Source organism: Acinetobacter sp. F9, from assembly GCF_019195275.1.
GTDB classification, from domain to species: Bacteria; Pseudomonadota; Gammaproteobacteria; order Pseudomonadales; family Moraxellaceae; genus Acinetobacter; species Acinetobacter pseudolwoffii.
Genome location: NZ_CP078068.1, coordinates 1,717,273 through 1,740,694, shown reverse-complemented (window position 1 = coordinate 1,740,694; position 23,422 = coordinate 1,717,273). Strand labels below are relative to the sequence as shown.

Here is a 23,422-nt window from a genome sequence, read left to right as displayed (position 1 = left end):
AGTATCGCCATCACAATGGTTTTGTTTTTGGTCTAATTTCTTAATTTACTGGTTTTGGTATGGGAATCTTTTTCACAATGATAACTTTGACATTTCATTCTTAATTTTTCTCTGTTCTCTGAAAGCCTGACTAAATGACTAATTATCCCAGTAATCATTTATGGGTAAGACTTTAAGTTTAGTAGTTAACTAAAACTTACCTGACTAAGCGACTAAATTTAATAACGCTTTAAATTTTGTGCTTAGTCAATTAGTCACTTAATTAGATAATGATTGCTAAATGTAAAGCATGTTTTAGCAATGCTTTTAGTGTCATTTAGTCATTTAGTCATAATTTTATTAGGCAAGGGTTAATTACAATGTATCTAGTGCGCCCGATTAACTCGACCTTGATATAGTTCGAATCTATCAACTGCTCGATAACCATCTCCAAGAGATTTTTATTCTTTTGCATTGGTCTAGGGCATGAAGTTTGAACATATGAGTAAGTCATACGGTCAGTCTTTTTTTCATAGTACTTTTTGGTCATCCACTTAATTAGGCGTTCTGCATCACTTTCAGTTTTAACCTCAATATCTGCATACATTGCCCATTCATTTAAAGAGTGCTTAACGACCTCACAAGTCCCTTTTAAGGTTTTGGCATCAATCCACTGTAAGCCCTCAAAATAAGCAAATACAGTAGCTAGACGGCGCGCTAATTGACTGGCACGACTGGCGAACGCTTGCAGATACTCGTAGCGTTTTCCTTTGCCTTGTAGCATCTCAAACATATTATAAAACTCTTGATCTATCTCTCTTGCCTCATCGTTCATAGGCAAAACATAACGGCCATTATGTAGCTCATGCTCTGCTTTCACGTGTGGGCAGTTATCAAGTAGATATTCGCAACGTGTCCAGTAGGCTATAAGTCTATGGTCAGTGCTTGCGTTTTTATTTCGATAGATTGCATCCTGTAGGCGTGTGCCTGCTAGGTTTTCAGGGATAGTCAGAATAAATCTAGGTAAAAAACCCTGTCCCCTTAACACTGGGTCTTTTAATGCCTCTGCTAGAACTTCATGCTGCCCCTGTAAATTGAATGTGAGCCGAACGTCATAAGCCCGACCACTGCCGTTCAAATTAGATTTAGATCGGGTACGTTCCACAAAACCATCATCAAATAACTTGGCATAGCCTCCTAGTGCTTGATTACGTGTATCGGCTTTCATGCTATGACCGCCAAAAAATTGCCCTGCTTCATCACTGGCAATAGACGCATTATTTAAAACACCATCAATAAAAAGCCCTGCAATAGATTCAAGGGTTATGTCACTGTATAGGGTGCTAGGGTCATTCGGTGGCGGATTCTCTGCATAATATGCCTCACGGTCTTTTTTAGGTAGCGCAGCCTGTCCGCTTTTCCATTGCTCCAGCTCTTGTCTGTATGCCTCGTACTGTTTGCGTTCATGCTTAATAATTGCCTGATCTGCTAGGTTTCGGCTTGTACTCTTACGGCTTCCGCTTTGTCCCTCGGTCAGCAGAAATAAACTGCATGGCTCGCCGTGTGCATTAAACGGATGAGGTGCATTTACTTTCGCCTGAGCAATATGCGACATTGCACCAATAACACATTGGGCAGTCATGGCAATTGGTGACTGTACGTGTTCAGATATAGCTATTATTGCCTCTTGTGCCAGTGGTGGCAGTGCATGAATAGGGTAAGGGTTTAAAGTGGTTTCTGATTGGGATAACGGCAATAATTCGCCCCATTCAGCCGGCTTATTTAATCGCTCTATCGCTTCATCAATAAATGCCTGTATATCGGCGGTGTTATCCTCTTTATTGAACTGATAAAAAAACTCACTCACACCAATTTTTAAATACTGGTTAAGCAATCTTACAGCCGTGTTTTGTTCTAACTTTTGAAATGGCTCAAGGTTTAATTGCTCAGGTCTGACAGGTATATATAGCTTTGAATAACCTGCCTTTGATAACTGATTAATCACAAATTGGATTTGCTCAAAATCAAACGGCTTGAGTTCTGTCCCATGTTTGCTGCATAAGGTAGGCAATAACACCAAAGCCACGGCGTAACCGGTTTGGGCAATCTTAAAGAATGCCTCCAGGTTATACGTGATAATGACAGGCTTGTTATGATGAAAGTCACCATACTTGGCAAAGCCCTTAGCTAATTCATCAGGGATGGCAGACACACGCTGCCCATCTTGCATGACGACACACTGTATAAGCTCCATTTGCCCATCATAGACAGGCAGAATCAAAGGCTGTACATAGGTAACGCCGTTTATATCCACATTGCCATCATCAACATAGATTGGCTGCTCAGGACTGCCAAAACGCTGTATTAATGGATGTGATGAATAAGCATCATCAAATGATACAAGCTGTGTGCAATGCGTTAGAATGTCACCAGGCTTATCATAGTCTTGCTGAAAGTTTTGGGCGGTGTTATTCACAGTAACACCGCCTTTTTATTATCTAATAAAGAAATACGCTCATTATGTTTCTTTTGCCATTTAGCCCAGAACACACAAGAAACGGCTTCCATTGCTTTATCGGTATGCAAAGCTCCAGTAATAAAACCAAAATTAATATCTGGGTATTTTAACTGAGCGGCTTTTTTGAACTGATATGCCTCTTCAAAAGAATAAAAAGGAATATTCCAATTACCTAAAGGATAAGAAATTTCACTATTTACCATGCCGATAGCAATATAAGAGCAATAACTTATGTCATCGGACATTGTCTTAATCCATGCTTGGATTCTTTCTTTTGATTGATATTCAGGATTAACAAATGACTCGGTATTAATTTGATTAGGCATGATTACTCTCCCCGTACTTTTTTTAGAATGGAGGAAATACGCTTAAATAGTCCCTGTTTTTGTGCAAAGTCTGCGGAATTGATGCGTTGGCGTGTAATTTGATGGATATTTTTAGGCATGAGAATGCGCTCCTATGTTTTTAATAGAAGCCTTGCCAGTCACGACCAAGTGAGGGTGGCAAAGCTGAAAAGGGTTGGTCGACAGGCAACATAGGGAACCTGCACACCCGAAGGTGTCCCTCTCCAGCTCCACCATAACATGCGAGCGCATAGAGATATTACGCACAAAAAAAGCCCTTTTGGACTGTGCGCCTATGTTACTTTTATAGCCGACCAAAGCTAGTTCATCATGTAGATGAACGGTTTTAGAATAAACAGAACTGTTTATACTTGCAAGAATTAAGCAAATCACAACAAAACAAATGCCCATTAATAAACCTTTAATAAGGTCAAAAAATAAATCCTTCACCGTTGCAGCCCTCTATATTCATAGCGAGCATATGTACCAGTGCACTTATTATTTCGCTCACGATGAGTCACTATGTCATAGCCTGCATCACGTAACTTTAGAATGACGGCGCTTAAACGAAAGCATCCATATTTATCTAATGCTTCGATTGGTGTAATGGTTTTGAATTGTTTTAAATGGTCTAAAACTTGCCGCAATTGGGTGTTATTCATGTTCTTGCACTCGCTGGATCGGGTTCACGTTGGCATTAATCAAAAAGCCATTGGTAGGAAGCGCAGGTTCTTTGTGCTGCTGCATCATGTTTAAGTCTCCAATCCTTTTGAAGCCATCCATGCTTCAATATCTTCAATGCGCCATGCGGTGATGCGTTCGGTTAGCTTGATTGGAGCAGGGAACTCGCCAGCACGTACTTTGTCCCAGATAGTTGTTTCACCCATTGGAAGAACGCCTTGACGTTCAGGACGTGCCTTGATGATTCGAGTTGTGCCATCTGTGGAGGTGTACTTACGTTCTTTACGTGCAGCCGTAGTCGCAAGCTGTGACATACGGTAAAAACCTTTTGGGGGATGATTGAATTTTTCATTGGACATAAAAAACCTCTAACTATATACCGTATTGCAACGGCGTTAGAGGTAGTATGTTGTTGTTATTTATGTGTTAATAGTAAGTAAGTAGCACTTAATATAGATTGAGTTTCACTTGCTCTATATTTCTTTTGGCCTGCCAGCTTCCCTCGCATATTCGGGTGCTATATCTTCTATCCATTTTTTTAATGATACGGACTGGTCGGGTAGTTCGTTACGATGCTCGGTCCGGTTTAATTCAGCGTGAACTGTGATAGCCATTTCTTTAATTTTAATTTTATTGTCTGTATCTTGATTCCAAAGATAATTGGCTAAGGTTTTAGCTGCTAATTGGGCCATTTCTTTATCCTTGCTCTTACCTTTTGGAGATTGTGTAATTTTAATTAAGGGTTTTTGGCTTTGTGCATATACTTCTTCTCCAGTTAAATACTTTTCAAGAAGTGCTAAGTTTTTGCTTAATATAAATACATCTTCAGGAATAATTTTAAAAAAACAGAAATCTTTTAGATGACCAATATTTTTATCAACTTCTATTATTTGTGGTTTTACATCTAAATATTGTTCCTTATATAAAAAGTCCTGCATATTTTTAGTGTTGAGAATTTCCTCTACCGAAATAAAATTATCAAATAGTTCTTTCGTATCATCGACTTGTTTTTTCAAATTGTGGTGTGATTTTTCATTTACATAGTTAATAGTAGCTTTCCATATCTCATCTATAACTTCCCTTAAATTGGTTGCATTACTTATATATTCAAATGGAATAACATCTTTAAATGAATGTGTTATTACCTGTTTTTGCATATAAATTTGTACTAAATCTTGATGTCTTAATTCTAAAAATAGACCAGTTTTGCTTCCTTCTACTCTTAAAAATTCACCTAAATCAGCAACAATGCTCTCTTTTTTATCTAGCCATCCTAGTGTTTCCTTTCTTGGCAGAAAATCATTTTTAAAAATGAACTCACTGCCAAAGGTAGTCAAACCAAAGCTATAAACATGAGTGGGGATTTTATAAGCTAACAATTGCTTCAATAACGAACTATCAGTAAACAAATACTTTTTATATTTTTCATTAAGGTGTTCAACAGCTTCTTTAAGAGAATAAAAAGGGGTTAGGTGTTTAATATCACTCATTTTTATTTATGCCTCCCACGACACACCCAAAAAAAGTAACTAGGTAAACAAGTTGGGTAATTGCTTGTCGGATGCTTCCTATACCTAGCAATTCTATAATCTTGATAATCATGCAGTTTTGATGCTCTGCTTAAATTGAATCAAATTTTCACCATCATCATTTGGCTTAAACCTTGATACATCCCCGCCTTGACGAAGTGTGTCTAAATAATCAGCCCATAGCTGCATCATTTCGCGTCGACGGCGCAAAAACTTGGTTCGGTTATAAGCTGTACCGTTTGGGTCTTTAACCTTGTGTGCAAGCTGATGCTCCACAATGTCGGTTCTGTATTCGATTTCCTCATCCAGCAGGGTTCGCGCCGTTGCGCGGAATCCATGAGCTGTATGTTTCCCTTTAAAACCTAATCGTTTTAATACTTGGGTAAGGGTATCTGTACTCATGCACTCAGATGAGGTTTTGACACTTGGAAAGACGTATTTTGAAGTGGTCCGCATGCCCTCAAGCTCTTTGAGAATGTCGTAAGCCTGAATTGATAACGGCACGATATGGTCTTGATTGGTTTTACTTGCTGCAAATGATAGGCATCTATTTTCAAAGTCTACCGATTCCCATAGTAAGGTTCTGATTTCTCCTGGGCGCTGATAAATATACGCTGATAGCTTTATTGCTAACTCAGTTCGGATCCGTGTACGTGGAAAGTCTTTGGTTAAGCGCCACGTTTTACGGAGTAGATCGGCTAACTCTCTCTCATCTGTCACAGCATTGTGATTGCCCTTTATTGGTTGAGGTAGGCTAATGTCTGGAGCAGGGTTATAGGTGATGATTCGGCGCTTTAATGGAAGTTTAAGCACCATATTTATAATTGACTTCACACGTCTAGCCGATTCAAGCGCACCACGTTCTACAAGTGCATCGGTCACATCACGCTCCAGTTGCTCAGTGGTCAGTTGTGCTACTGGTAACTTTCCAATAAAGGGGAGTATATCTTTATCAAGTTTGCGTATTGTTTCACTGTCCACCTTTCCTTCACGTCTGCGCAGCTCTAACCATTCGGTAGCAAATTTACTAAAAGTATTCTCTAGAGTTTCTAGCTGCTCACGTTTCTTATTATTGCGCTGCTCGGCTGGATCGATACCATCTGACAGCATCTTCTTAAATTCATCACGTTTGGACCTTGCCTGCTCGAGGCTGACCGTTGGGTAGGTGCCAATTGCCAAGGTGTTATATTTTTGTGTTACCGGTCGGCGGTAATCCATGCGCCAATACTTAGCTTCGGTTTCATCAATCAATAAATACAGACCACCGCCATCTGGGTGTCTCTGCTTCTTTGCGCCTGCCACATCAAAGCTAAGATTTTTAACCTGTTTAGCAGTCAGCTTATTAGACTGTTTTGCCATACTGATTTCTCCTGGTTGTCGGTATAAATCAGCATTTTTTTTAGTAGGGGAGGTTAAAAAATAGCTGATTGGAATTTATACCGACAAATATACCGACAAAGTTGTCGGTATACTACCGTTATCCATCGTAGTGTATCGGGCATAAAAAAAGACTCAATCCCTTTGGAATCAAGTCTTTTACACTACGGCGGACTACCGTAAACATCGAATTTGGCGGTGAGAGAGGGATTCGAACCCTCGAAACGCTATAAACGTTTACACACTTTCCAGGCGTGCTCCTTCAGCCACTCGGACACCTCACCATAGGCCGAGGATAATAGCGAAAAAAACCAGCTGTGCCAAGCTGAAACAATTGATTTGCAGAAAAACTTTTAATGCGGTGCTATGATTCGCAAAAATGCTTGTTAAAAAACGAAGACAATATATGCAAAGCACTGCACAAAAGGCAGCTCTCCCAGTGATTACACTGGCTGCGCTTGGGGTCGTTTTCGGAGATATTGGTACCAGTCCGCTCTATGCACTGCGCCAATGCTTCCTCACCGCACACCTCGCCATTAGCGAAGCTTCTGTACTCGGCATCCTGTCCCTGATTTTCTGGTGCATGATGCTTACCATCAGCTTTAAATACGTCATGGTGATCATGCGTGCCGATAACAACGGCGAAGGCGGGATCATGTCACTACTGGCATTAAACCTGCGTACCACACGAATCTCTGATCAAAAGAAAATATTCCTGATCGCTTTGGGTTTTGTCGGCGCATCGCTATTTTTCGGTGACGGGATTATTACCCCAGCAATCTCCGTGCTATCAGCCATTGAAGGCCTGAGTATTGCCACGCCCATTTTCAATCAGTGGTTGGTGCCTTTATCGATAGGGATTCTGGCCGGACTGTTTATGGTACAGCGACACGGCACAGCCACGATGGGCAAATTTTTTGGGCCTTTAACCATGCTCTGGTTTTTGTCCATTGGCGGTTTTGGTTTGTGGAGCATTATCCAGACCCCATTTGTACTCTGGATGGTGAATCCTTACTGGGCCTATCATTTTGTAGTTGACCAGCCTTATGTGGCTTTTCTGACCATGGGGGCGGTGATTCTGACCATGACTGGGGGTGAAGCGATTTATGCCGATATGGGGCATTTTGGCCGTCTGCCGATTCGTCTGGCCTGGTTCATTATTGTCTTGCCCTGTTTATTATTGAATTATGCCGGGCAAGGCGCCTTGTTACTGCGTAGTCCTGAAGCACTGGCGAATCCTTTCTATATGCTGCTGCCAGACTGGGCTTTGTTCCCGATGATTGGACTGGCGACTGCGGCGGCGGTGATTGCCTCACAGGCGGTCATTACTGGCGTATTTTCTATGGTCAATCAGGCCATTCAACTGCGTTATTTACCGCGCCTGTCAGTCAAGCATACCTCTGCATTGGAACGCGGCCAGATTTATCTGCCTTTCATTAACTGGATGCTGTTTATCTCGGTGCTGATCCTGATTTTACTGTTTGAAAATAGTGCCAATCTGGCCAGTGCTTATGGCGTTGCGGTGACCATGACCATGCTCTGTGGCACCATTTTGATCTCGATTCTGGCTTATGGATTCTGGCGTTGGCCGGTCTGGAAAGTAGCTTTATTTGCTGTGCCATTCCTGGCACTGGATTTAGTCTTTGTGGCCTCAACGTCCTTGAAAATTGCTTCGGGTGGCTGGGTGCCGATTCTGATTGGCGCGGTACTGTTTACGATTCTCATGACCTGGAAAGATGGGCGTGCGTTGGTACTGAACCGGCTGGAACAGGATGCCTTGCCGATTGATCTGTTTATTAAAAGTATTTCGATGGGGGAAGGCACCAAGTTTGTGCCAGGCGATGCCATTTTCCTGACCGGTACACCAAATATTGTTCCGCATGCCATGTTGCATAATATTAAGCACAATAAGGTCTTGCATGAACGCAATATCATGCTGACAGTGATTACCCGGGATATTCCTTTTGTTGACAGGCAGGAGCGGATTGAACTGGAAAAACTGAGTGAACATTTTTACCGGGTGTTTATCTATTATGGTTTTAAGGATCAGCCGAATATTCCGGAAGCTTTACAGCAGGCCTATGAGCAATGGGATTTTGAATATGACCTGATGCAGATCAGTTTCTTTATTTCACGTGAACGGATTATGCATACTGTGGGTGAGGGTATGGCACCGTGGCGGGAAAAGCTGTTTATTTCTATGCAACGCAATACCAGTCCGGTCAGTGATTTCTATCAGATTCCACCCAACCGTGTGGTCGAGCTGGGCACCCAGATTCAGATGTAAATAAAATAAAAAAGCATAAAAAAACCAGAGGCACACTCTGGTTTTTTTATGGGAGAAATAATAAATGAGCTTCAGATTATTGCTCAAGTTCTACCGCAGCTGCTGGCATTTCAGGTGCAGCATTCAAAGGTTCTTCCATCAGCACTGGCTCTGCATCAGATTGAGCCGCAATTTCAGTTTGTTCATTCATATTGGCTTCAACTACAGCGGCTTGCTGTTGCTCTTCAAGCACAGGCTGTTGTTCTGGTGCAGCCATAGATGTAGTTGTCTCGACTTCAGTACTGTTGGCCGGTTCAGCCAGATTGGCCGGCATGTCTGATTGATTCATACCCGGTTCTGCCACAGGAGGTTGTGGAGAAACCATGTCTGAATTACCAGGCGCCTGCATCATCGCTGGATCATTTGGCATCGCTGGCTGCGTATTTGGCATTGGTTGCTGTGGCGCAGCTGTACGCGGATCGACAAGGCGGATTTGACCAGAGTTGACTAGAGTTTCTAAAGAGCCTTCCTGACCATTTACCGTGGTACTAATTTTAGCTTTAGACAAGCTTTCAAGTGTTTCACCCGGTTGAACCGGTGGCTCGGCAAATGCGCCTGCGCTGATTACACTTGTGAATAATCCTAAACCTAATATTTTAGAGAGTTTGGAATTCATGATTGACACCACTGCTAATAATTGTACGAATTGGGATAGGCGCTTAGCTTTACATACTCATCCGGCAGCTCCAATCAAAGCTACTCAAAGACTGCGAAACCTCATTTAAAATGAAATAAAAAATAGACAGTTTGTTACAGCTTTCGTGGCTTTTAAGCCATTATTGTTTATTTGTTAAGCGAATGGCAGGGTCAAGATATACTTCATATACACAGCTTGTTAAGCTCGGGAAAAATCGGTATTGATCTAAAAAGTACGTGTAATAATGGCCAAGAAGCAGCGTAAATCCAAGAACTCTCTTTTTCAGTTTTTAAGTAAAAATAGTACTAAAGTCATTCTGGGTGTGGTGGCTTCGAGTAGTTTTGCCATCGCCTTTGGGCAGGAAAAAATCAGTCAATGGGTGTCTCTGCCATCTTCATCCGATTCCGCCTGTCTGACACAGTTTTATCGTGATGTTCCGCCGTATCTGATGAAAGACAGCCTGAAAAAAGACAGTTATTCACTGTGCTTTAATGGCTTTAACGTTGGTTATTCCGGTGTTTCGAAAACCCCACTTTGGGTGGCTGAAGCACTCACACCGGCACGCTTAAGCCAGAAAATTCCGCGTCAAGATAATTTTCATGAAGAGACCCAGGTTAAACCTGCGCATCGGGCGACGTTGGCGGATTATCGTGGTTCCGGTTATGACCGCGGGCATATGGCGCCAAATGCGGATATGCCCAATAAGGCTGCACAGTCGGACAGTTTCTCACTGGCCAATATGGTGCCGCAAGCACCGAAAAACAATCAGCAGGTCTGGCGTGAACTGGAAGAAGCGACCCGTGCCATTGTAACCAAACAGAAGCAGGATGTTTATGTGGTTACCGGGCCGGTATTTGCGGCGAAAAAACTAAAAACCATTGGTAATGGCGTGATTGTACCGACGGCGGTGTATAAGGCAGTTTACCTGCCGAAAACCGGTGCGATTGGTGCTTATTATGCGCCGAATGATAATTCGCTCAAAGTGCGTATTGTTAGTGTCTGTTATCTGGAAGAACAGCTCGGAATTAACCTGTTTCCACAATTGACCGAAGAGCAGAAGCGCAATACCTATCGTTTGCCATTGACGGCCAGGGCGGTCAAAGCCAATCAGAAAATCGAATATTCTAACTGGGATGCAGAAAGCCAGTGTGCGGAAGATGTCTCTAAAGAAAACTTGCAGGCACTGCAACGTGAGTTTAAATCTTCAGGTTCAAATACCTCGACGTCCTCAGCGACTGGTGGTGCAATCGATAACGACACCCAAAATACGATTGTAAAACAGCTGATAGATGCGCTATTGCAATATATTTTGCAGTTATTGAAATAAACTTGCTGAAAAAAGTGGGATTCGAGTAGCATCGATCTCACCCATTATTGAAAATAACAAAGACAGGTGGAGAGGATATGTTTAAAGCATTTGAAAATGGCAGTGAATCCCATGCCATTCATGATCTGACCTTGGAAAATGATCTGGATTGTGTCAGCCTGTATGGAAACTTGCAGATCACCAAGGATCAGGAAGGTCTTAAGGCTGCCAAGGTTTTGCAGGCTTTTGTAAATGATGTGGTGCAGCAACTGGAAAATACTGTAGATCTGCCAGAAAAGCTGCAGCGGGATGATCTGGACGAAATTGAAAATCCATTTTTATAAGATTTTTTCATTTGTTGGAGAATGTTCCATCTGGAACCAGACACAAAGCCCAATATTCCTATTGGGCTTTTTACTGTTTTTAGTCTCAGCATTGCAGCGTCTCAAGCTGTCTGAGCCAAAGATTCTAAGCGCCATTGTTGTGGCGTCAGCTGGGTCCATTGCTTAAATGCCCGCTGAAATGCACTCTGCTCGGAGTAACCAAGCAGCATGGAAATTTCCTGTAAGCTTAAATGCGGATCTTTCAGATATTGCATTGCCATCATAGAGCGGATTTCCTGCATGCATTGCTGATAGGTTTTACCCTGCTTTTGCAAATGTCGTTGTAACTGACGGACAGAGAATTTTATTTGCTGGGCAATATGTTCAATCTGGAACTGGTTTTTTTGCAGGCCCACCAGAATCGCCTGCTGTAACTGCTGGTCAACTTGGGTGGAATTGGGGAATTTTTCCAGTAAAGCTTCAGCTTGTTGTTTCAGAAGCTTTTGTAGGGTCTGATCACCCTGTTTTAAAGGCGTAGACAGCTCGCTGACCGGCATCAGGACTTGAGTCTTGGCTTGACCGAAACGAACCTTGCAGCGGAAATACTGTTCATACAATGCTATATTTTTGGGTGTTGGATGCTGAAAATGCACTTCATGCAGATGCAGATGATTATTATCCAGAATATTCGATTTAATAAATTCGATCATGAGTGCAATCGCGATTTCATCGGTCAGTTGCGTACTCATCTTAAAAGGAACCTCACCCCAGGCAATCGAAAGATGATCTCCTTGCCCCTGGATTTGTAGCGGGCTACCATCATAGATCAGGCGATGGTAGTCATGATAGCGCATGAAGGCTTCACCCAGCGTGTCACTGGAAAGTGCCAGATAACCGATAATCCCGAGATGTTTAGTCTCGACCAGTTGCGCAATTTCCAGGCCCAAAGCCGGGCGCTGCAGCTGTTGATCAAGTGTCGTCAGCAGATCACGCCACAGAGTAAAATCAAAGCGTTCCAGATTTTGAATGGCCAATAATTTCTCAGGGACTTCGAGCTGTTTCAGCTGATAATAGTCCAAAAGTAAATGTCCTAAACCACCGTATATCGAGCCTACGTAGTTTTTTAGAACCAGCATTTTTTAATTCTTTTATTTTGTCGTATTTTGTCAATCATATTGAATATTTTGGTCAATATCTAGTCTTTTACTTAGCCTATATTGAAAAATAGACCAAGAGGTAAAAGATCATGTGGAAAGGTTTTCTGGCAGGACTCGTCGTTGCCAATGGATTTGAATGGTTTGCGCATAAATATGTGTTACATGGAATTCACCGCCAAGGACAGAGCCGCTATAGTCCGGTTCCAGAAAGCATGTGTTCGCATTGGGAACATCACCGCATTGTGCGTAAAACGGAATTTTCCGATTTCGGTTATGTAGAAGGACTGAACAACTGGCGTACCCGCAATGAAATTGCTTCTCTTGCCGTGGTTGCTACAGTCTTTGGATTGACGTTTTATCCTTTTTCCAAAGGGATGACGCTGGCCGTATTATATAGTGCAGGCAATTATTATTATCGGCATCGTCGTGCCCATCTGGAGCCAGAATGGGCCAAAAAAAAGCTGCCTTGGCATTATGATCATCACATGAATAGTAATCAGGATGCCAACTGGTGTGTGACCAAACCCTGGTTCGACTATCTGCTGGGTACCCGGGTGATTTCCTCCGCAGATTTACAGGAGCAGAACCCTTTAGGTATGGTATTGCCTGCACCGATCTCGAAAAAACTGAACTATTGGGCAGACCGTTATTTTCCAGCCAAGTGGGCAGAAACTCCGGCTAAAATTGCTAAAAATCCTGCGACCAATCACTTAAATAGGCCATTAAATCGCTAAAACCCGGTTCTTGTCGTGATTTGTCAATAAAATGCAGATGTATTGTCAATATTGTCCTTTTGATTTGGCCTATATTCACGGTTGTTGGTGAGTGAAGCCACATACTGATATGTTTTAGGTGTAATGAATTATTTTGAATACCAAGCGCTGTGGTCTAATCTTGGTTTTTACAGGGAGTCGCGAGACTCCTTTTTTTTTATTTAATTTTTACTTTTGAATATCGGTCAAAATAGAGCGATCTTGTTCATCCTCATACTGGGGTGAATATTGAAAGAAAATAACGTCCTTTATATTTAAGCTGCTCAGCACTGGAAAGCTTCGTGCTGTCCGGCGGCTATTGATCAATAACAATCCCTAAATATCATTTTGAACATACAAGTCCTTTTCTATTAACTCTTTTTTGTCGTGTTTGCTGTTCTGCTTTAATCCACAGAACGATGGATATACTTTTTCAAAGCAGTCATCATTAGAGCAAACCCGGATGTGCCACAGATGATGAGAGTATTTTCCAAATGATTTATTGCCTAGGCTTATCCTGTAGAAATAAAAAAGAGCATCGTTGTGATGCTCTTTTTTTAAATAGGAATTCGTTTTTGAATTAAAGGCGCATTTCAATGCCTTGCGCTGCCATATAGGCTTTGGCTTCAGGAATGGTATGTTGACCAAAATGGAAAATTGACGCTGCCAGTACCGCATCAGCACCGCCATGAATAATCCCGTCTGCCAGATGTTGTAAATTTCCTACACCGCCAGAGGCAATAGTCGGTACAGTGACGCGGTCATTGATGGCACGCATCAGGGCGATGTCATAACCGGCTTTGGTGCCGTCGGCATCCATTGAGGTAATCAGGAGTTCACCTGCGCCGTAATTGGCCATTTGTTCTGCCCATTCCAAGGCATCAATGCCGGTCGGTTTGCGGCCGCCGTGGGTGAAAATTTCCCATTTATCTTCGCCGGTTTTTTTGGCATCAATGGCGACCACGATACATTGTGCGCCAAAACGTTGTGATGCTTCCTGGACAAATTCCGGATTAAATACTGCTGCCGAGTTGATGCTGACTTTATCTGCACCAGCATTGAGTAGCAAACGGATATCTTCGACTTTACGCACACCGCCACCGACCGTCAGGGGGACGAAAACCGATTCAGCCATACGTTCTACAGTACGGTAAGTGGTGTCGCGTCCATGATGTGTAGCGGTAATATCAAGGAAAGTAATTTCATCGGCACCTTGTTCGTTATAACGACGTGCGACCTCAACTGGGTCACCTGCATCACGAATATCAAGGAATTGAACACCCTTGACCACACGACCATTATCAACGTCGAGGCAAGGAATAATACGTTTAGCTAGCATAAATTTTTCCAATTATTACAGCCGATTATGAAACTCACCCACGCAAGCGCTACACCTTGGCAGATGGAAACGGTATTCTAGCAAAATTATGTAAGTTTTTTCGCAGGTTTTCTATGTCGGTTTATACCACTTTGACTTTAAAGGAAGTTCAGGATTTTGCAGCGCCCTACGGTTTAAAGGCGGTTGATCTGATTCCGATTCAAGGCGGTATTCAAAATACCAACTATTTTTTGGTCTGCGAAGACGCACACTATGTGCTAACGGTGTTTGAGGATATGGATGAACAGGCGGCAGGGGAACTTGTGCCTGTATTACAACATTTGGGCAAAGCAGGCTTGGCCGTTCCGGTGCCTTTATCGCATTCAGGCAAGGCTATTCACAGTATTAAAGATAAACCGGCACAGATTGCACCGCGCCTGTTGGGTGAGCATCCCATGCCATCGACCGTGGCACAAGTTGAAGCGATTGCTATCGCTCAGGCAAAAATGCATGTGGCATTGCAGGACTTCAAATTAGAACGTAATTTCGTGCGTGATCATGCGTATTGGCTGGCAGTGTCCCAAGAAATCAAACCAAGTTTAAGTCCGGCCGATAAAGTGTTGCTCGGCAAGCTTTTAGGCCTGTATGACGCTTTAACAGCAGTCTATCCAGATCGTCCACGTGGCTTTATTCATTCCGATCTGTTCCGGGACAATACCTTATTTGATGGTGATCAACTCAACGGTATTCTGGATTTTTATGAACTGAATAAAGATGAATTTTTATTTGATATCGCGATTACTTTAAATGACTTTTGCACCAACTATCCGGATGTCACTTTAAACGAAGAAAAAGCCATTGCCTTTTTAAATGCCTATGAATGCGTCCGCCCCTTAACAGCAGATGAAAAATCATGTTTAGAGTTGTACTTGGCCATGGCCGCAGGACGTTTCTGGATGATGCGTTTACAGGTGGCACAGCGTAACGCGGCACTGGGTCGTACTGGCGAAGATATTTTGCAAAAAAATCCAGTCGAGATGCGTAATATGTTGATTGAGCGATTAAAATTCGTTACAGCTTAAATATTTAAAATTTATAAAGACAAAAGGACAGGGGATATGCGCGATCAGGGACGTTTAGTAGAGTGGTTTGATGACAAGGGTTATGGCTTTATTCAGCCCAATGATTCGGCCAAAGATCGCGTATTTCTGCATATCAAGGACTTTGCCAAGCAAGGTCCGCGTCCGATCGTCGGCTGTGCCTTAGAGTACACGGTCATTTTAGATGAGCGCGGACGATACAAAGCACAGCAGGTCATGTATCTGAAAGCATCGCAAACCAAAACGTCTCAGGCTAAATTCAAACCCTACAAGCAACAGCAGTCACAGAAATTACAACCGATGCAGATTGCCTGTGTGGTTTATATTCTGTTGCTGACCGCATTGACTTTGGGCGGTCTGCTCAGTGGACTGGTCTTGTTGCTGATCAGTTTGATGAATGCATTGAGTTACTGGTTGTATGCGCAGGACAAGGAAGCGGCGCAATCGGGTAAGCAACGTATTCCGGAAAATACCCTGCATCTGGTGGCTTTTTTAGGTGGTTGGCCAGCAGCCTGGTTAGCCCAGCAAAAACTGCGACATAAAACACAAAAACAACCGTTCCGGCAGATATATTTTTGTACTATAGCCTTTAACATCATTTTGATTATATGGCTAATTTCCCCATTTAACAGTTTAAATATTTAGGGGAAAGATCAGGAGGGGACGTGAACTATTCCATTGATAAAGACCCAAATCGCACACTGACTTTTGCACTGTACATTTTATATATTGTGGCCATTTTTAGTGCTGGCCTCTTGGCTGTCGTGGCGTTGATCATTAACTATGTCAAACGTCGCGATGTACGTGGTTCAATTTTTGAAAGCCACTTCACCTGGCAGATCCGCAGTTTCTGGTGGTATCTGGTCTGGAATATCATTGCCTTTATTCCATTTTTGTTTCTGTTCTTTACTGGCGAAGATCCGAACCTGTTTGCAGGCGTGGCATTTGGTGCATCCGCTTTCTGTTTGTTGGTGGTCTTTCTGGCCTGGATCTGGATTGTGTATCGGGCGATTCGTGGCATCATGCGCTTGAATGACAATCGACCGATGTATAAATCCTAAATTTTATTGTAGAAAAAGCAGCCAAAGTGCTGCTTTTTTATGCCTCATGCAATAGAACGGATTCCATCTGTCTGCATAGGCTGAAAAAATTACCAACTCGCACCACTTTTATTCAAGCTTGCTCCATTTTAGGGAGCAATTCTTATCATCATTGAACATAATGACGAACATTGCTAAATATTTTTAATTTTATAAATTTACATTTTTAATATTTAGACTTTACTTTTTTGTTTTATAAATTTACTTTTTTAATAAATATAGTTTACGTTTTTAATAAAATAAACTTACATTAATGTACATTTATTTTTTTAAATTTAACGGGTCGAATTATTTTATTGTCGGGCTCATTTTTAATTTAAGAATAAAAGCGACCACGACGGCGACGCATGCCTAAAACATGAATAGCACGCACCAAAACCGCATAAGAAACTGCATAACCAAAGCGCTGTTCAAATATTGGAACCAAATCACTAATATTTTGAAATTTTAAAGATCTTACAAACACTTGAAATTCATTCCAATCTTTAATATGGCCCGGTGCACCGCGGTTTTTTACAGGTTTCTGGACCAAGTCGCCAGTTTCTTCTTCAAGGCTGATCCATGCATCCAGAGTCACCCGAGAGATGCCAAATTCTTTACAGACAGCCACCTTGTAATCGGTCTTTTTATACATCTGAATGGCTGCAATTCGAGTTTCTAAATTGTACTTTGGCATTTTTCATCCTCACTCAATTTATTTATATTTTTATTATATGGCATAGTCATTGCAATTGAACAAATAACGAAAATAAATAATGTTCAGGTGACATCAATGGAAAAAGCACAAGTTGCTTTCAAAAAAATGTCTTTGTGGCAGGTCGTGATCATTGGTGTGGCATATATGACCCCGATGGTTGTTTTTGATACCTTTGGGATTGTTTCCGGCATCACTGAGGGACGTGTTCCACTCGCGTATATCCTTGCCTTAGGTGCCATGCTGTTAACGGCATTCAGCTATGCGCGATTTAGTCGCCAGACAGAAAAACCGGGCTCGGCTTATACTTATACGGCGGAATCTTGCGGGCCGAAAGCCGGTTTCTTTGTTGGCTGGTGTGCCTTAATGGATTATATATTGCTGCCGCTCGTGAATGCTTTACTGGTCGGGATCTATTTGGAAGCCCTGATTCCAGGCGTGCCATATTGGGTGTGGGTCTGTATCTTTACCGGTTTGGTGACCCTGATTAACTGTTTCCGCATTAATATCTTGGCGAACTTAAGCCTGGTTTTTGTGGTGGCTCCCTTGATTTTAATGCTGCTGTTTATCTATCTGGTGATCAAGGGCATAGGTACGGAGCAAGGTTATCATCACGTCCTGACCATGACGCCATTATTGAACGGCGATAGCAGTATATTGCCGTTAATTGCCGGGGCATCAATTTTATGTTTCTCGTTTCTGGGCTTTGATGCCGTGACGACAATATCACACGAAACTAAAGACCCGAAAAAAAATATTCCACGTGCTGTAATGCTGACCACGTTGACAGGCGGGGTGATTTTCTTCTCGGCATCGTGGTTTATCCAGTTGTATTTCCCCAGCAATGTCCGCTTTAACAACCCCGATGAAGCATTGCCTGAAATTGTGATGTATGTCGGTGGGGCACTATTTCAGGCGGTGTTCCTCTGCGCGCAAATCATGAATACCTTTGCTTCAGGTTTGGCGACTCATGCCAGTGCCTCGCGTTTAATCCATATCATGGGACGTGACGGAATTTTCCATAAAGGCACATTCGGTCAAGTGCATAACAAGTTGGGTACACCACTTTATGCCGTGCTGTTCATTGGCTTAACTTCACTCCTCGCCATCAGCCTTGATCTTGCGACAGTGGTGAGTATGGTGAGTTTTGGTGCCCTGATTGCCTTTACTGCAGTGAATTTCTCGGTATTTGTAAAATTCTTTGTTCAGGACAAACAGCGTCAAGGCTTAAAAAATGTCTTCCTTAACTTGGTTTTGCCCCTGCTTTCGGTGGGCGTGATGTTGGGTTTATGGATCAACCTGGAAATGTCAGCTTTGATCTGTGGCTGTATTTGGCTCGCAGTAGGCGTGCTGCTCTATATGTATAAGCGTCTGCGTAAACAGAATATTGTGATTAGTAGTGCTTACTAAGATCGAATCAATTGTATTGAAGTAATAGTGAGAAGATGAAATGAATAAACCAAAATTTATTGAAGATGTCGAGTTTAAAGTCAGTATTAATACACAGAGTGGCAAAGAGTGGAACTGGATTAATCCCAAACATGGCAATTTTGAACATCCTGCCAATTACTATGAAAGCTCACTCGAAACTGGGCATGCGTTTCCAGGTTTAAATGCCGATCTTGAATGTGATGTGGTGGTGATTGGTGGTGGGCTACTTGGAGCATCGACAGCACTCCATCTGTCTGAACATGGCATAGATACCATTTTGGTAGAAAAAAATCGCATTGGTGGCGCTGCTTCAGGACGTAATGGTGGACAGCTCACACCGGGGCTAGCGCGTTGGGAAGCGTCAGAAATGATTGAGCATTTCAGCTATGCAGATGCAAAAAAACTCTGGCACTTTAGCTCTACTGAAGCGATGTCTTTAATCGATGACATTGCAGCAAAATACCAACTTGAGCTACAGCGTAAACGTGGACATATTACCGCAGCAGTGCATGAAGGGCACTTGGTTGGTTTAACTCAAGGGGTAGATGCACGTAAATTTTTAGGTGAAGACCACACCAAAATTGTCGGTGAGCATGAGCTGAAACAGCATATTGCTTCAGAGAATTATTGTGGCGGTCTAATTGACTCGCTGGGGGGACATATCCATCCACTCGCACTGAACCGTGGCCTCGTTTATGGCTTCTGCCAAAACGGTGGACAGGTGTTTGAACAAACTGAAGTGGTGTCAGTAGAAGAGCGTGAAGATGGGATTTATGTCACGACCATAAGTGGCGTAATAAAAGCGCGTAAGAGTGTGGTCATGGGCGTACATCATGCTTCGTTTAAACTGCTGCAAAAGAACAATCGAACCACAATTCCATTTTATACTTATGTATGTACCACAGCGCCTTTAGAAGTAAATTTAAAAGAGCTATTGCCAACCGATGCGCCTGTCTACGACACCCAGTTCCAGATTGATTATTACCGGGGTGTGTCTCAAAACCGAATTTTATTTGGTGGTGAAGGGACAGGTTCGTGTTGGAGTCCTGAAAAAACCCATCAGTATTTGTTAGGTCGAATTCAGCATGTATTCCCACAATTAAAACAGGTTGAGCTGGATTTTGTCTGGAGTGGAACCACGGATCTGACCATGAATGGTGCAGCCGACAGCCGTAAATTTGGCCATAAATTCCCGATTTATGCCGTGCAAGGCTGGAGTGGGCATGGTGTGGCGCAAACGGTGCGTATCGGTAAAGCAATTGCAGATGATTTCTGTGGCAAGGCAGATGATTTCAATATGCTGACCACTATTCAGCATCAGGATATGTTGTTTGGTCGCACACTTGCCCCTGTGGTGATTCCAATTGCCAAAACTGCCTATGGACTGGGAGCATTGGTGAATCCGGGCAAGATGGTATCTTTCTAAAATTAAATACAAATATAAAAAATTCCCCTTTCTTAAAAGGGGACTTTAGCGGAATTAAGAAAGATCTTGCTTTAATTCTTCTGTTGGTTGTTTTCTGAAAAACTTCGGTTTCCATTCACTGGCAATCACGCCAAGTACCACCATCAATCCGCCTAATAAAGCCAGTGACGGTAAGCGTTCTCCTGCCAGACGGCCAAACAGGGCTGCCCATACCGGTTCGCCGGCATAGATAATTGCCGCCTGTGATGGATCGACCATGCGCTGCGCCCAGTTCATCACCAGTTGGATCAAGGCACTGGCAATGCCTAAACCGACTAAAATTCCTGTCAGATGCCAGTGAAATTCAGGTAGCTGAGATTCACCTAATACGGGTGCAATCATAAAGCAGAACAGGGACGCAAAAATAAGTTGCAGCACCGTGACCCGGCGGACATTGACCTGCTCGGCGAAATAGCTGATAAAAATAATCTCCAGTGCGATCGCAATCGAACCAAGCAAAGTCAGGGTTTGTCCGAAACTGAGCTGAATTGCAGCAAAGCCATTGCCTGTCAAAAACACCAGACCGATAAAGGCAAACAGGGCTCCGATCCAGGTCATGACATGCGGTTTTTTACGGAACATGAGCCAGAGCAGGATCGGAACCAGCGGAACATACAAGGCGGTTAAAAAAGCCGACTCACTGCTGCTGATGGTCTGCAAGCCTACAGTTTGGGTGCCGTAGCCGATGGCGATCATGACGCCAATCACCGCACCAGCGAACACTTCTTTCAGGTTCATGCCTTTTAGCGATTTTAGGGAAATCAGGGTGACAGCAAGCGCTGCCGCAGCAAAGCGCAGGCCGACAAACATAATCGGACTGCTAAAGTTCAGCCCGTATTGCACGGTAATAAAACTGCCGCCCCAGATAATGGTGATCAGGATCAGGGCAAGTTGCGGTGCTTTCACCATCCAGCCGGAGTGATTTTTAGAAATAAGTGTAGACATGCCAGGAGATCAGAAAAATAAAAAATAAAAAAGAGGTCCGAAGACCTCTTTTACAGCAGGCTTAATTATAGCGCCTGTTGCTCATCTAGCAATAACTGTGCTTCACGCAAGCTTAATGTACCTTCGTAAATCGCACGGCCGGTAATTGCGCCCAAAATACCCGGTTGGTCTTTCAGATTACGTACGTCATCCAGATTGGTCACACCACCAGATGCAATCACAGGTAAACCTGAGTATTGCGCCAGATTCACGGTTTGCTCAATATTCACACCCTGCATCATGCCATCACGTGCGATGTCCGTATAGACAATGCTTGACACGCCAGCATCGGCAAAACGTTTCGCCAGGTCAGTGGCTTTAACATCAGTCACATTGGCCCAGCCATCTGTTGCCACCATGCCATTCATGGCATCAATCCCAACAATAATATGACCGGCAAATTTTCGACATGCTTCTTCAACAAATTCAGGATCCTGAACTGCTTTGGTGCCAATGATCACAAAAGAAACACCGGCTTGCAGATAATGCTCAATGGTTTCCAGAGAACGGATACCACCACCAATCTGGATCGGCAAATCAGGTTGAGATCGGACAATGGCTTCAACCACTGGCTTATGGATTGGTGTACCTGCGAAAGCACCGTTTAAATCTACTAAATGTAAGCGGCGAGCGCCTTCATTTACCCAATGCTGTGCTGTTGCGACCGGATCGTCTGAAAATACGGTATCGTCTTCCATACGACCTTGCTTTAAACGGACACATTTGCCATCTTTCAGGTCAATTGCAGGGATGATCAGCATGCTTTCGCTCCTTGCTTAATCTTTAGAATGAATTTGAGTGTATTCATCTTAGCAAATAAAGTCGAAATTTCTAACTCTTAAACGGTATGAATAAAGAAAAGCTGTCCATAGATAGGTAGCAGTGAGGTAATTTATTTTAATGGTTTTAATGATTCGTCTCTTGAATGGTGATCAGATGTTCCACAACGGTTCGTGTTCTGAGCTGGTCGATAATCGAAGCTATAAGATCTGCTAAAGTCACAGCTCTCTCATCGAACGCGCTCATCACAGCTTTTATGCGTACATCAAGTTACCAGAACCAACACGCCACTTAAGCGCTTAAGCCGTCGATGAAGGACGGATTCTTAATTTTAATGAAGTATTGGGAATCTCTCTGGGTAATAAATCCCGACGTAGTAATTCTTCAAATACCAGCACGGGCGCGTAGGCATCTGCGGCTGCATAATCAATTTGTGCCGGGCTTAGCTTCTTGCTGGCCCAGTTCGAGGTACTAATCCGTTTGGATTTAGGAAAATTTACTTGAAATAGCAAAGCCATGGCATTTTTTAATCCGACCGGATTGTTTAAACCAAAAGCTTTAAAACATTTGGACAGTTCAATCACACTATTCAGTTCAATGCCTTTTTTACGGAACAGGTGCGCATCATTTTTCAGGCCAAAACCGACCTTGATCTGCTCGCGACTGGCAAAGATCGGTTTAAGAAAATCCCAGATCGAATCATTCATTTGAAATAAATAGGCTTTATCTAAAGTGGCCAGCTGAATCAGATGTGGCCCGGTAGAAACCTCACCAACTTTAAAGGTCGGTTTGGATTCAGAATCGAAACCCAGGACTGCATGGCTTTTTAGCTCCTGTGCAAGGGCATGACACTGTTCCAGACGATTAATCACCTGAATCTGTTGCATCGGAAGATTTTTAAATACAGGAAAGGTCTGAATTTGTTCCTTGCTTGGTAAAGTATCCAGCAGCTGTTGCATAAGCTTCAATCATGAAATGAATGCGTTCAGCTTAATCACTTTTCCTGTTCTAGGCAAAAATAAAGCCCATGAAGAATGGGCTTTATGCAGAATTTAAATAGGTTTAATCAGTGTGATAGCTACTCTGTTCCATCTGCGCCTGTTGAGCACGTTCAACATAATTCTGATAAGCAGGGACAGCAAAGGCGGCCAAAATAACCGCGAGTACCAGATACAGCACCACCAAAAGCGTTTCCCAGCCACGTGTCGTGCGTGGAGGGCCATATTCATTACTTTCGTTGTGACCGGGTGCCAATAACAGGTAAAGTGTAAAGACAAGGTTTACGACCGGCACAAAAATCAGTAAAGAAAGCCAGCCATTATGATTACGGTCATGTAAACGACGAATTAAAAAAATCACGCTAAAATAAATCGCAACGCCGTAGATCAAAACCAACAGCACCATTAAAGGCATGGACATTTTACCATCTAAAGTCTCTGGACTCATTCCAGGTAAAATGAAAGCAGCAATGATCCCGATGATCATAAAGCAAAAACCCAGCAGCATATTCCATGCGATATAAGAACGTCGCCCAAAACGTCCTGATGCATTCCACCCCGAATCCTGAATTGTATTACTCATTATTTTTCCTTTGTTTTCATTAGATTTTTTATAAGCAAGT

Annotated in this window: 24 protein-coding genes and 1 tRNA gene; 9 read left to right on the top strand and 16 right to left on the bottom strand. The window is 42.9% G+C overall.

What is annotated here, in order from left to right:
• Positions 1–328: 328 nt before the first annotated feature.
• The 8 genes from KT990_RS08350 to KT990_RS08315 form a co-directional block, all read right to left on the bottom strand.
• A complete protein-coding gene (locus tag KT990_RS08350; RefSeq protein WP_218208618.1) occupies positions 329–2,455 on the bottom strand; it encodes a DUF3987 domain-containing protein in 2,127 nt (708 codons plus the stop codon).
• Positions 2,452–2,823, bottom strand: a complete 372-nt coding sequence (locus tag KT990_RS08345; protein WP_218208617.1) for a hypothetical protein — start codon at positions 2,821–2,823, stop codon at positions 2,452–2,454. The genes KT990_RS08350 and KT990_RS08345 overlap by 4 nt, the downstream gene beginning before the upstream one ends.
• A gap of 111 nt (positions 2,824–2,934) precedes the next feature.
• Positions 2,935–3,291: a hypothetical protein gene (locus KT990_RS08340; protein WP_218208616.1), complete on the bottom strand. Its 357-nt coding sequence runs from the start codon at positions 3,289–3,291 to the stop codon at positions 2,935–2,937.
• On the bottom strand, positions 3,288–3,503 hold the full coding sequence (locus KT990_RS08335) for a helix-turn-helix domain-containing protein (RefSeq protein WP_218208615.1): 216 nt from the start codon (positions 3,501–3,503) through the stop codon (positions 3,288–3,290). Before KT990_RS08335 ends, KT990_RS08340 begins: the two co-directional genes overlap by 4 nt.
• Positions 3,504–3,593: 90 nt before the next feature.
• Positions 3,594–3,881 (bottom strand): helix-turn-helix transcriptional regulator, encoded by a 288-nt coding sequence (locus tag KT990_RS08330; protein ID WP_218208614.1) that lies wholly within the window; start codon positions 3,879–3,881, stop codon positions 3,594–3,596.
• A 114-nt stretch (positions 3,882–3,995) separates the two neighbouring features.
• Positions 3,996–5,012 (bottom strand): hypothetical protein, encoded by a 1,017-nt coding sequence (locus KT990_RS08325; RefSeq protein WP_218208613.1) that lies wholly within the window; start codon positions 5,010–5,012, stop codon positions 3,996–3,998.
• Between the two features lie 108 nt (positions 5,013–5,120).
• Entirely contained in the window at positions 5,121–6,410 is a 1,290-nt protein-coding gene (locus tag KT990_RS08320) for a tyrosine-type recombinase/integrase (protein ID WP_218208612.1), read from the bottom strand.
• Positions 6,411–6,621: 211 nt separating this feature from the next.
• Positions 6,622–6,712 (bottom strand) — tRNA-Ser (locus KT990_RS08315).
• 122 nt (positions 6,713–6,834) lie between these two features.
• On the opposite strand from KT990_RS08315, the gene KT990_RS08310 reads away from it, so the two are divergent.
• Positions 6,835–8,715 carry a potassium transporter Kup gene (locus tag KT990_RS08310; RefSeq protein WP_004729217.1) on the top strand — a complete coding sequence of 627 codons (1,881 nt, stop codon included), beginning with the start codon at positions 6,835–6,837 and terminating at the stop codon, positions 8,713–8,715.
• Between the two features lie 76 nt (positions 8,716–8,791).
• On the opposite strand, the gene KT990_RS08305 is transcribed toward KT990_RS08310, so the two are convergent.
• On the bottom strand, positions 8,792–9,370 hold the full coding sequence (locus KT990_RS08305) for a hypothetical protein (RefSeq protein WP_218208611.1): 579 nt from the start codon (positions 9,368–9,370) through the stop codon (positions 8,792–8,794).
• 265 nt (positions 9,371–9,635) lie between these two features.
• Here KT990_RS08305 and KT990_RS08300 point away from each other — a divergent pair, with 265 nt between their 5' ends.
• Together KT990_RS08300 and KT990_RS08295 are read left to right on the top strand one after the other, a co-directional pair.
• Positions 9,636–10,718 carry a DNA/RNA non-specific endonuclease gene (locus KT990_RS08300; protein ID WP_100534509.1) on the top strand — a complete coding sequence of 361 codons (1,083 nt, stop codon included), beginning with the start codon at positions 9,636–9,638 and terminating at the stop codon, positions 10,716–10,718.
• A gap of 77 nt (positions 10,719–10,795) precedes the next feature.
• Positions 10,796–11,041: a hypothetical protein gene (locus KT990_RS08295; protein ID WP_005095167.1), complete on the top strand. Its 246-nt coding sequence runs from the start codon at positions 10,796–10,798 to the stop codon at positions 11,039–11,041.
• Positions 11,042–11,142: 101 nt separating this feature from the next.
• Here the strand turns inward: KT990_RS08295 and KT990_RS08290 are convergent, their stop codons facing one another.
• Positions 11,143–12,156 carry an AraC family transcriptional regulator gene (locus tag KT990_RS08290; protein WP_100354911.1) on the bottom strand — a complete coding sequence of 338 codons (1,014 nt, stop codon included), beginning with the start codon at positions 12,154–12,156 and terminating at the stop codon, positions 11,143–11,145.
• Between the two features lie 110 nt (positions 12,157–12,266).
• Between KT990_RS08290 and KT990_RS08285 the strand changes: the two genes are divergently transcribed.
• Positions 12,267–12,911, top strand: coding sequence for a hypothetical protein (locus KT990_RS08285; protein WP_074383899.1), 645 nt, complete (start codon positions 12,267–12,269; stop codon positions 12,909–12,911).
• A 598-nt stretch (positions 12,912–13,509) separates the two neighbouring features.
• Here the strand turns inward: KT990_RS08285 and hisF are convergent.
• Positions 13,510–14,268, bottom strand: coding sequence for an imidazole glycerol phosphate synthase subunit HisF (hisF, locus tag KT990_RS08280; protein WP_005095173.1), 759 nt, complete (start codon positions 14,266–14,268; stop codon positions 13,510–13,512).
• Between the two features lie 113 nt (positions 14,269–14,381).
• On the opposite strand from hisF, the gene KT990_RS08275 reads away from it, so the two are divergent.
• From KT990_RS08275 to KT990_RS08265, 3 genes are read left to right on the top strand one after another with little or no spacing between them, the layout of a single operon-like run.
• Positions 14,382–15,329, top strand: coding sequence for a homoserine kinase (locus tag KT990_RS08275; protein ID WP_180078001.1), 948 nt, complete (start codon positions 14,382–14,384; stop codon positions 15,327–15,329).
• Between the two features lie 36 nt (positions 15,330–15,365).
• A complete protein-coding gene (locus KT990_RS08270; protein WP_005173140.1) occupies positions 15,366–15,992 on the top strand; it encodes a DUF1294 domain-containing protein in 627 nt (208 codons plus the stop codon).
• A 20-nt stretch (positions 15,993–16,012) separates the two neighbouring features.
• Entirely contained in the window at positions 16,013–16,408 is a 396-nt protein-coding gene (locus tag KT990_RS08265; RefSeq protein ID WP_005095179.1) for a DUF4870 family protein, read from the top strand.
• Positions 16,409–16,763: 355 nt separating this feature from the next.
• Here the strand turns inward: KT990_RS08265 and KT990_RS08260 are convergent, their stop codons facing one another.
• Complete coding sequence (locus tag KT990_RS08260; RefSeq protein ID WP_218208610.1) at positions 16,764–17,123, bottom strand: helix-turn-helix domain-containing protein; 360 nt, start codon at positions 17,121–17,123, stop codon at positions 16,764–16,766.
• A 96-nt stretch (positions 17,124–17,219) separates the two neighbouring features.
• On the opposite strand from KT990_RS08260, the gene KT990_RS08255 reads away from it, so the two are divergent.
• Positions 17,220–18,551 (top strand): APC family permease, encoded by a 1,332-nt coding sequence (locus KT990_RS08255; RefSeq protein WP_218208609.1) that lies wholly within the window; start codon positions 17,220–17,222, stop codon positions 18,549–18,551.
• A gap of 40 nt (positions 18,552–18,591) precedes the next feature.
• Positions 18,592–19,998, top strand: a complete 1,407-nt coding sequence (locus tag KT990_RS08250) for an NAD(P)/FAD-dependent oxidoreductase (protein WP_218208608.1) — start codon at positions 18,592–18,594, stop codon at positions 19,996–19,998.
• A gap of 54 nt (positions 19,999–20,052) precedes the next feature.
• Here KT990_RS08250 and KT990_RS08245 read toward each other — a convergent pair whose 3' ends face one another.
• From KT990_RS08245 to KT990_RS08230, 4 genes are all read right to left on the bottom strand, one after another.
• The gene (locus KT990_RS08245) at positions 20,053–20,982 is read right to left on the bottom strand and encodes a DMT family transporter (protein ID WP_218208607.1); all 930 of its coding nucleotides are present in this window, start codon (positions 20,980–20,982) and stop codon (positions 20,053–20,055) included.
• A gap of 65 nt (positions 20,983–21,047) precedes the next feature.
• Positions 21,048–21,782 carry a 1-(5-phosphoribosyl)-5-[(5-phosphoribosylamino)methylideneamino]imidazole-4-carboxamide isomerase gene (gene hisA, locus KT990_RS08240; RefSeq protein WP_004278658.1) on the bottom strand — a complete coding sequence of 245 codons (735 nt, stop codon included), beginning with the start codon at positions 21,780–21,782 and terminating at the stop codon, positions 21,048–21,050.
• A 318-nt stretch (positions 21,783–22,100) separates the two neighbouring features.
• A complete protein-coding gene (locus tag KT990_RS08235; RefSeq protein ID WP_044113079.1) occupies positions 22,101–22,760 on the bottom strand; it encodes a 3'-5' exonuclease in 660 nt (219 codons plus the stop codon).
• Between the two features lie 103 nt (positions 22,761–22,863).
• Entirely contained in the window at positions 22,864–23,382 is a 519-nt protein-coding gene (locus KT990_RS08230; RefSeq protein ID WP_180181446.1) for a DUF805 domain-containing protein, read from the bottom strand.
• Positions 23,383–23,422 lie beyond the last annotated feature (40 nt).

What these genes read in the sequence shown, in the direction of transcription:
- KT990_RS08345 (WP_218208617.1), bottom strand. Translation starts at nt 2,823, where the DNA reads ATGCCTAATCAAATTAATACCGAGTCATTTGTTAATCCTGAATATCAA.
- KT990_RS08335 (WP_218208615.1), bottom strand. Translation starts at nt 3,503, where the DNA reads ATGAATAACACCCAATTGCGGCAAGTTTTAGACCATTTAAAACAATTC.
- KT990_RS08330 (WP_218208614.1), bottom strand. Translation starts at nt 3,881, where the DNA reads ATGTCCAATGAAAAATTCAATCATCCCCCAAAAGGTTTTTACCGTATG.
- KT990_RS08325 (WP_218208613.1), bottom strand. Translation starts at nt 5,012, where the DNA reads ATGAGTGATATTAAACACCTAACCCCTTTTTATTCTCTTAAAGAAGCT.
- KT990_RS08320 (WP_218208612.1), bottom strand. Translation starts at nt 6,410, where the DNA reads ATGGCAAAACAGTCTAATAAGCTGACTGCTAAACAGGTTAAAAATCTT.
- KT990_RS08310 (WP_004729217.1), top strand. Translation starts at nt 6,835, where the DNA reads ATGCAAAGCACTGCACAAAAGGCAGCTCTCCCAGTGATTACACTGGCT.
- KT990_RS08305 (WP_218208611.1), bottom strand. Translation starts at nt 9,370, where the DNA reads ATGAATTCCAAACTCTCTAAAATATTAGGTTTAGGATTATTCACAAGT.
- KT990_RS08300 (WP_100534509.1), top strand. Translation starts at nt 9,636, where the DNA reads ATGGCCAAGAAGCAGCGTAAATCCAAGAACTCTCTTTTTCAGTTTTTA.
- KT990_RS08295 (WP_005095167.1), top strand. Translation starts at nt 10,796, where the DNA reads ATGTTTAAAGCATTTGAAAATGGCAGTGAATCCCATGCCATTCATGAT.
- KT990_RS08290 (WP_100354911.1), bottom strand. Translation starts at nt 12,156, where the DNA reads ATGCTGGTTCTAAAAAACTACGTAGGCTCGATATACGGTGGTTTAGGA.
- KT990_RS08285 (WP_074383899.1), top strand. Translation starts at nt 12,267, where the DNA reads ATGTGGAAAGGTTTTCTGGCAGGACTCGTCGTTGCCAATGGATTTGAA.
- hisF (WP_005095173.1), bottom strand. Translation starts at nt 14,268, where the DNA reads ATGCTAGCTAAACGTATTATTCCTTGCCTCGACGTTGATAATGGTCGT.
- KT990_RS08275 (WP_180078001.1), top strand. Translation starts at nt 14,382, where the DNA reads ATGTCGGTTTATACCACTTTGACTTTAAAGGAAGTTCAGGATTTTGCA.
- KT990_RS08270 (WP_005173140.1), top strand. Translation starts at nt 15,366, where the DNA reads ATGCGCGATCAGGGACGTTTAGTAGAGTGGTTTGATGACAAGGGTTAT.
- KT990_RS08260 (WP_218208610.1), bottom strand. Translation starts at nt 17,123, where the DNA reads ATGCCAAAGTACAATTTAGAAACTCGAATTGCAGCCATTCAGATGTAT.
- KT990_RS08255 (WP_218208609.1), top strand. Translation starts at nt 17,220, where the DNA reads ATGGAAAAAGCACAAGTTGCTTTCAAAAAAATGTCTTTGTGGCAGGTC.
- KT990_RS08250 (WP_218208608.1), top strand. Translation starts at nt 18,592, where the DNA reads ATGAATAAACCAAAATTTATTGAAGATGTCGAGTTTAAAGTCAGTATT.
- KT990_RS08245 (WP_218208607.1), bottom strand. Translation starts at nt 20,982, where the DNA reads ATGTCTACACTTATTTCTAAAAATCACTCCGGCTGGATGGTGAAAGCA.
- hisA (WP_004278658.1), bottom strand. Translation starts at nt 21,782, where the DNA reads ATGCTGATCATCCCTGCAATTGACCTGAAAGATGGCAAATGTGTCCGT.
- KT990_RS08235 (WP_044113079.1), bottom strand. Translation starts at nt 22,760, where the DNA reads ATGCAACAGCTGCTGGATACTTTACCAAGCAAGGAACAAATTCAGACC.
- KT990_RS08230 (WP_180181446.1), bottom strand. Translation starts at nt 23,382, where the DNA reads ATGAGTAATACAATTCAGGATTCGGGGTGGAATGCATCAGGACGTTTT.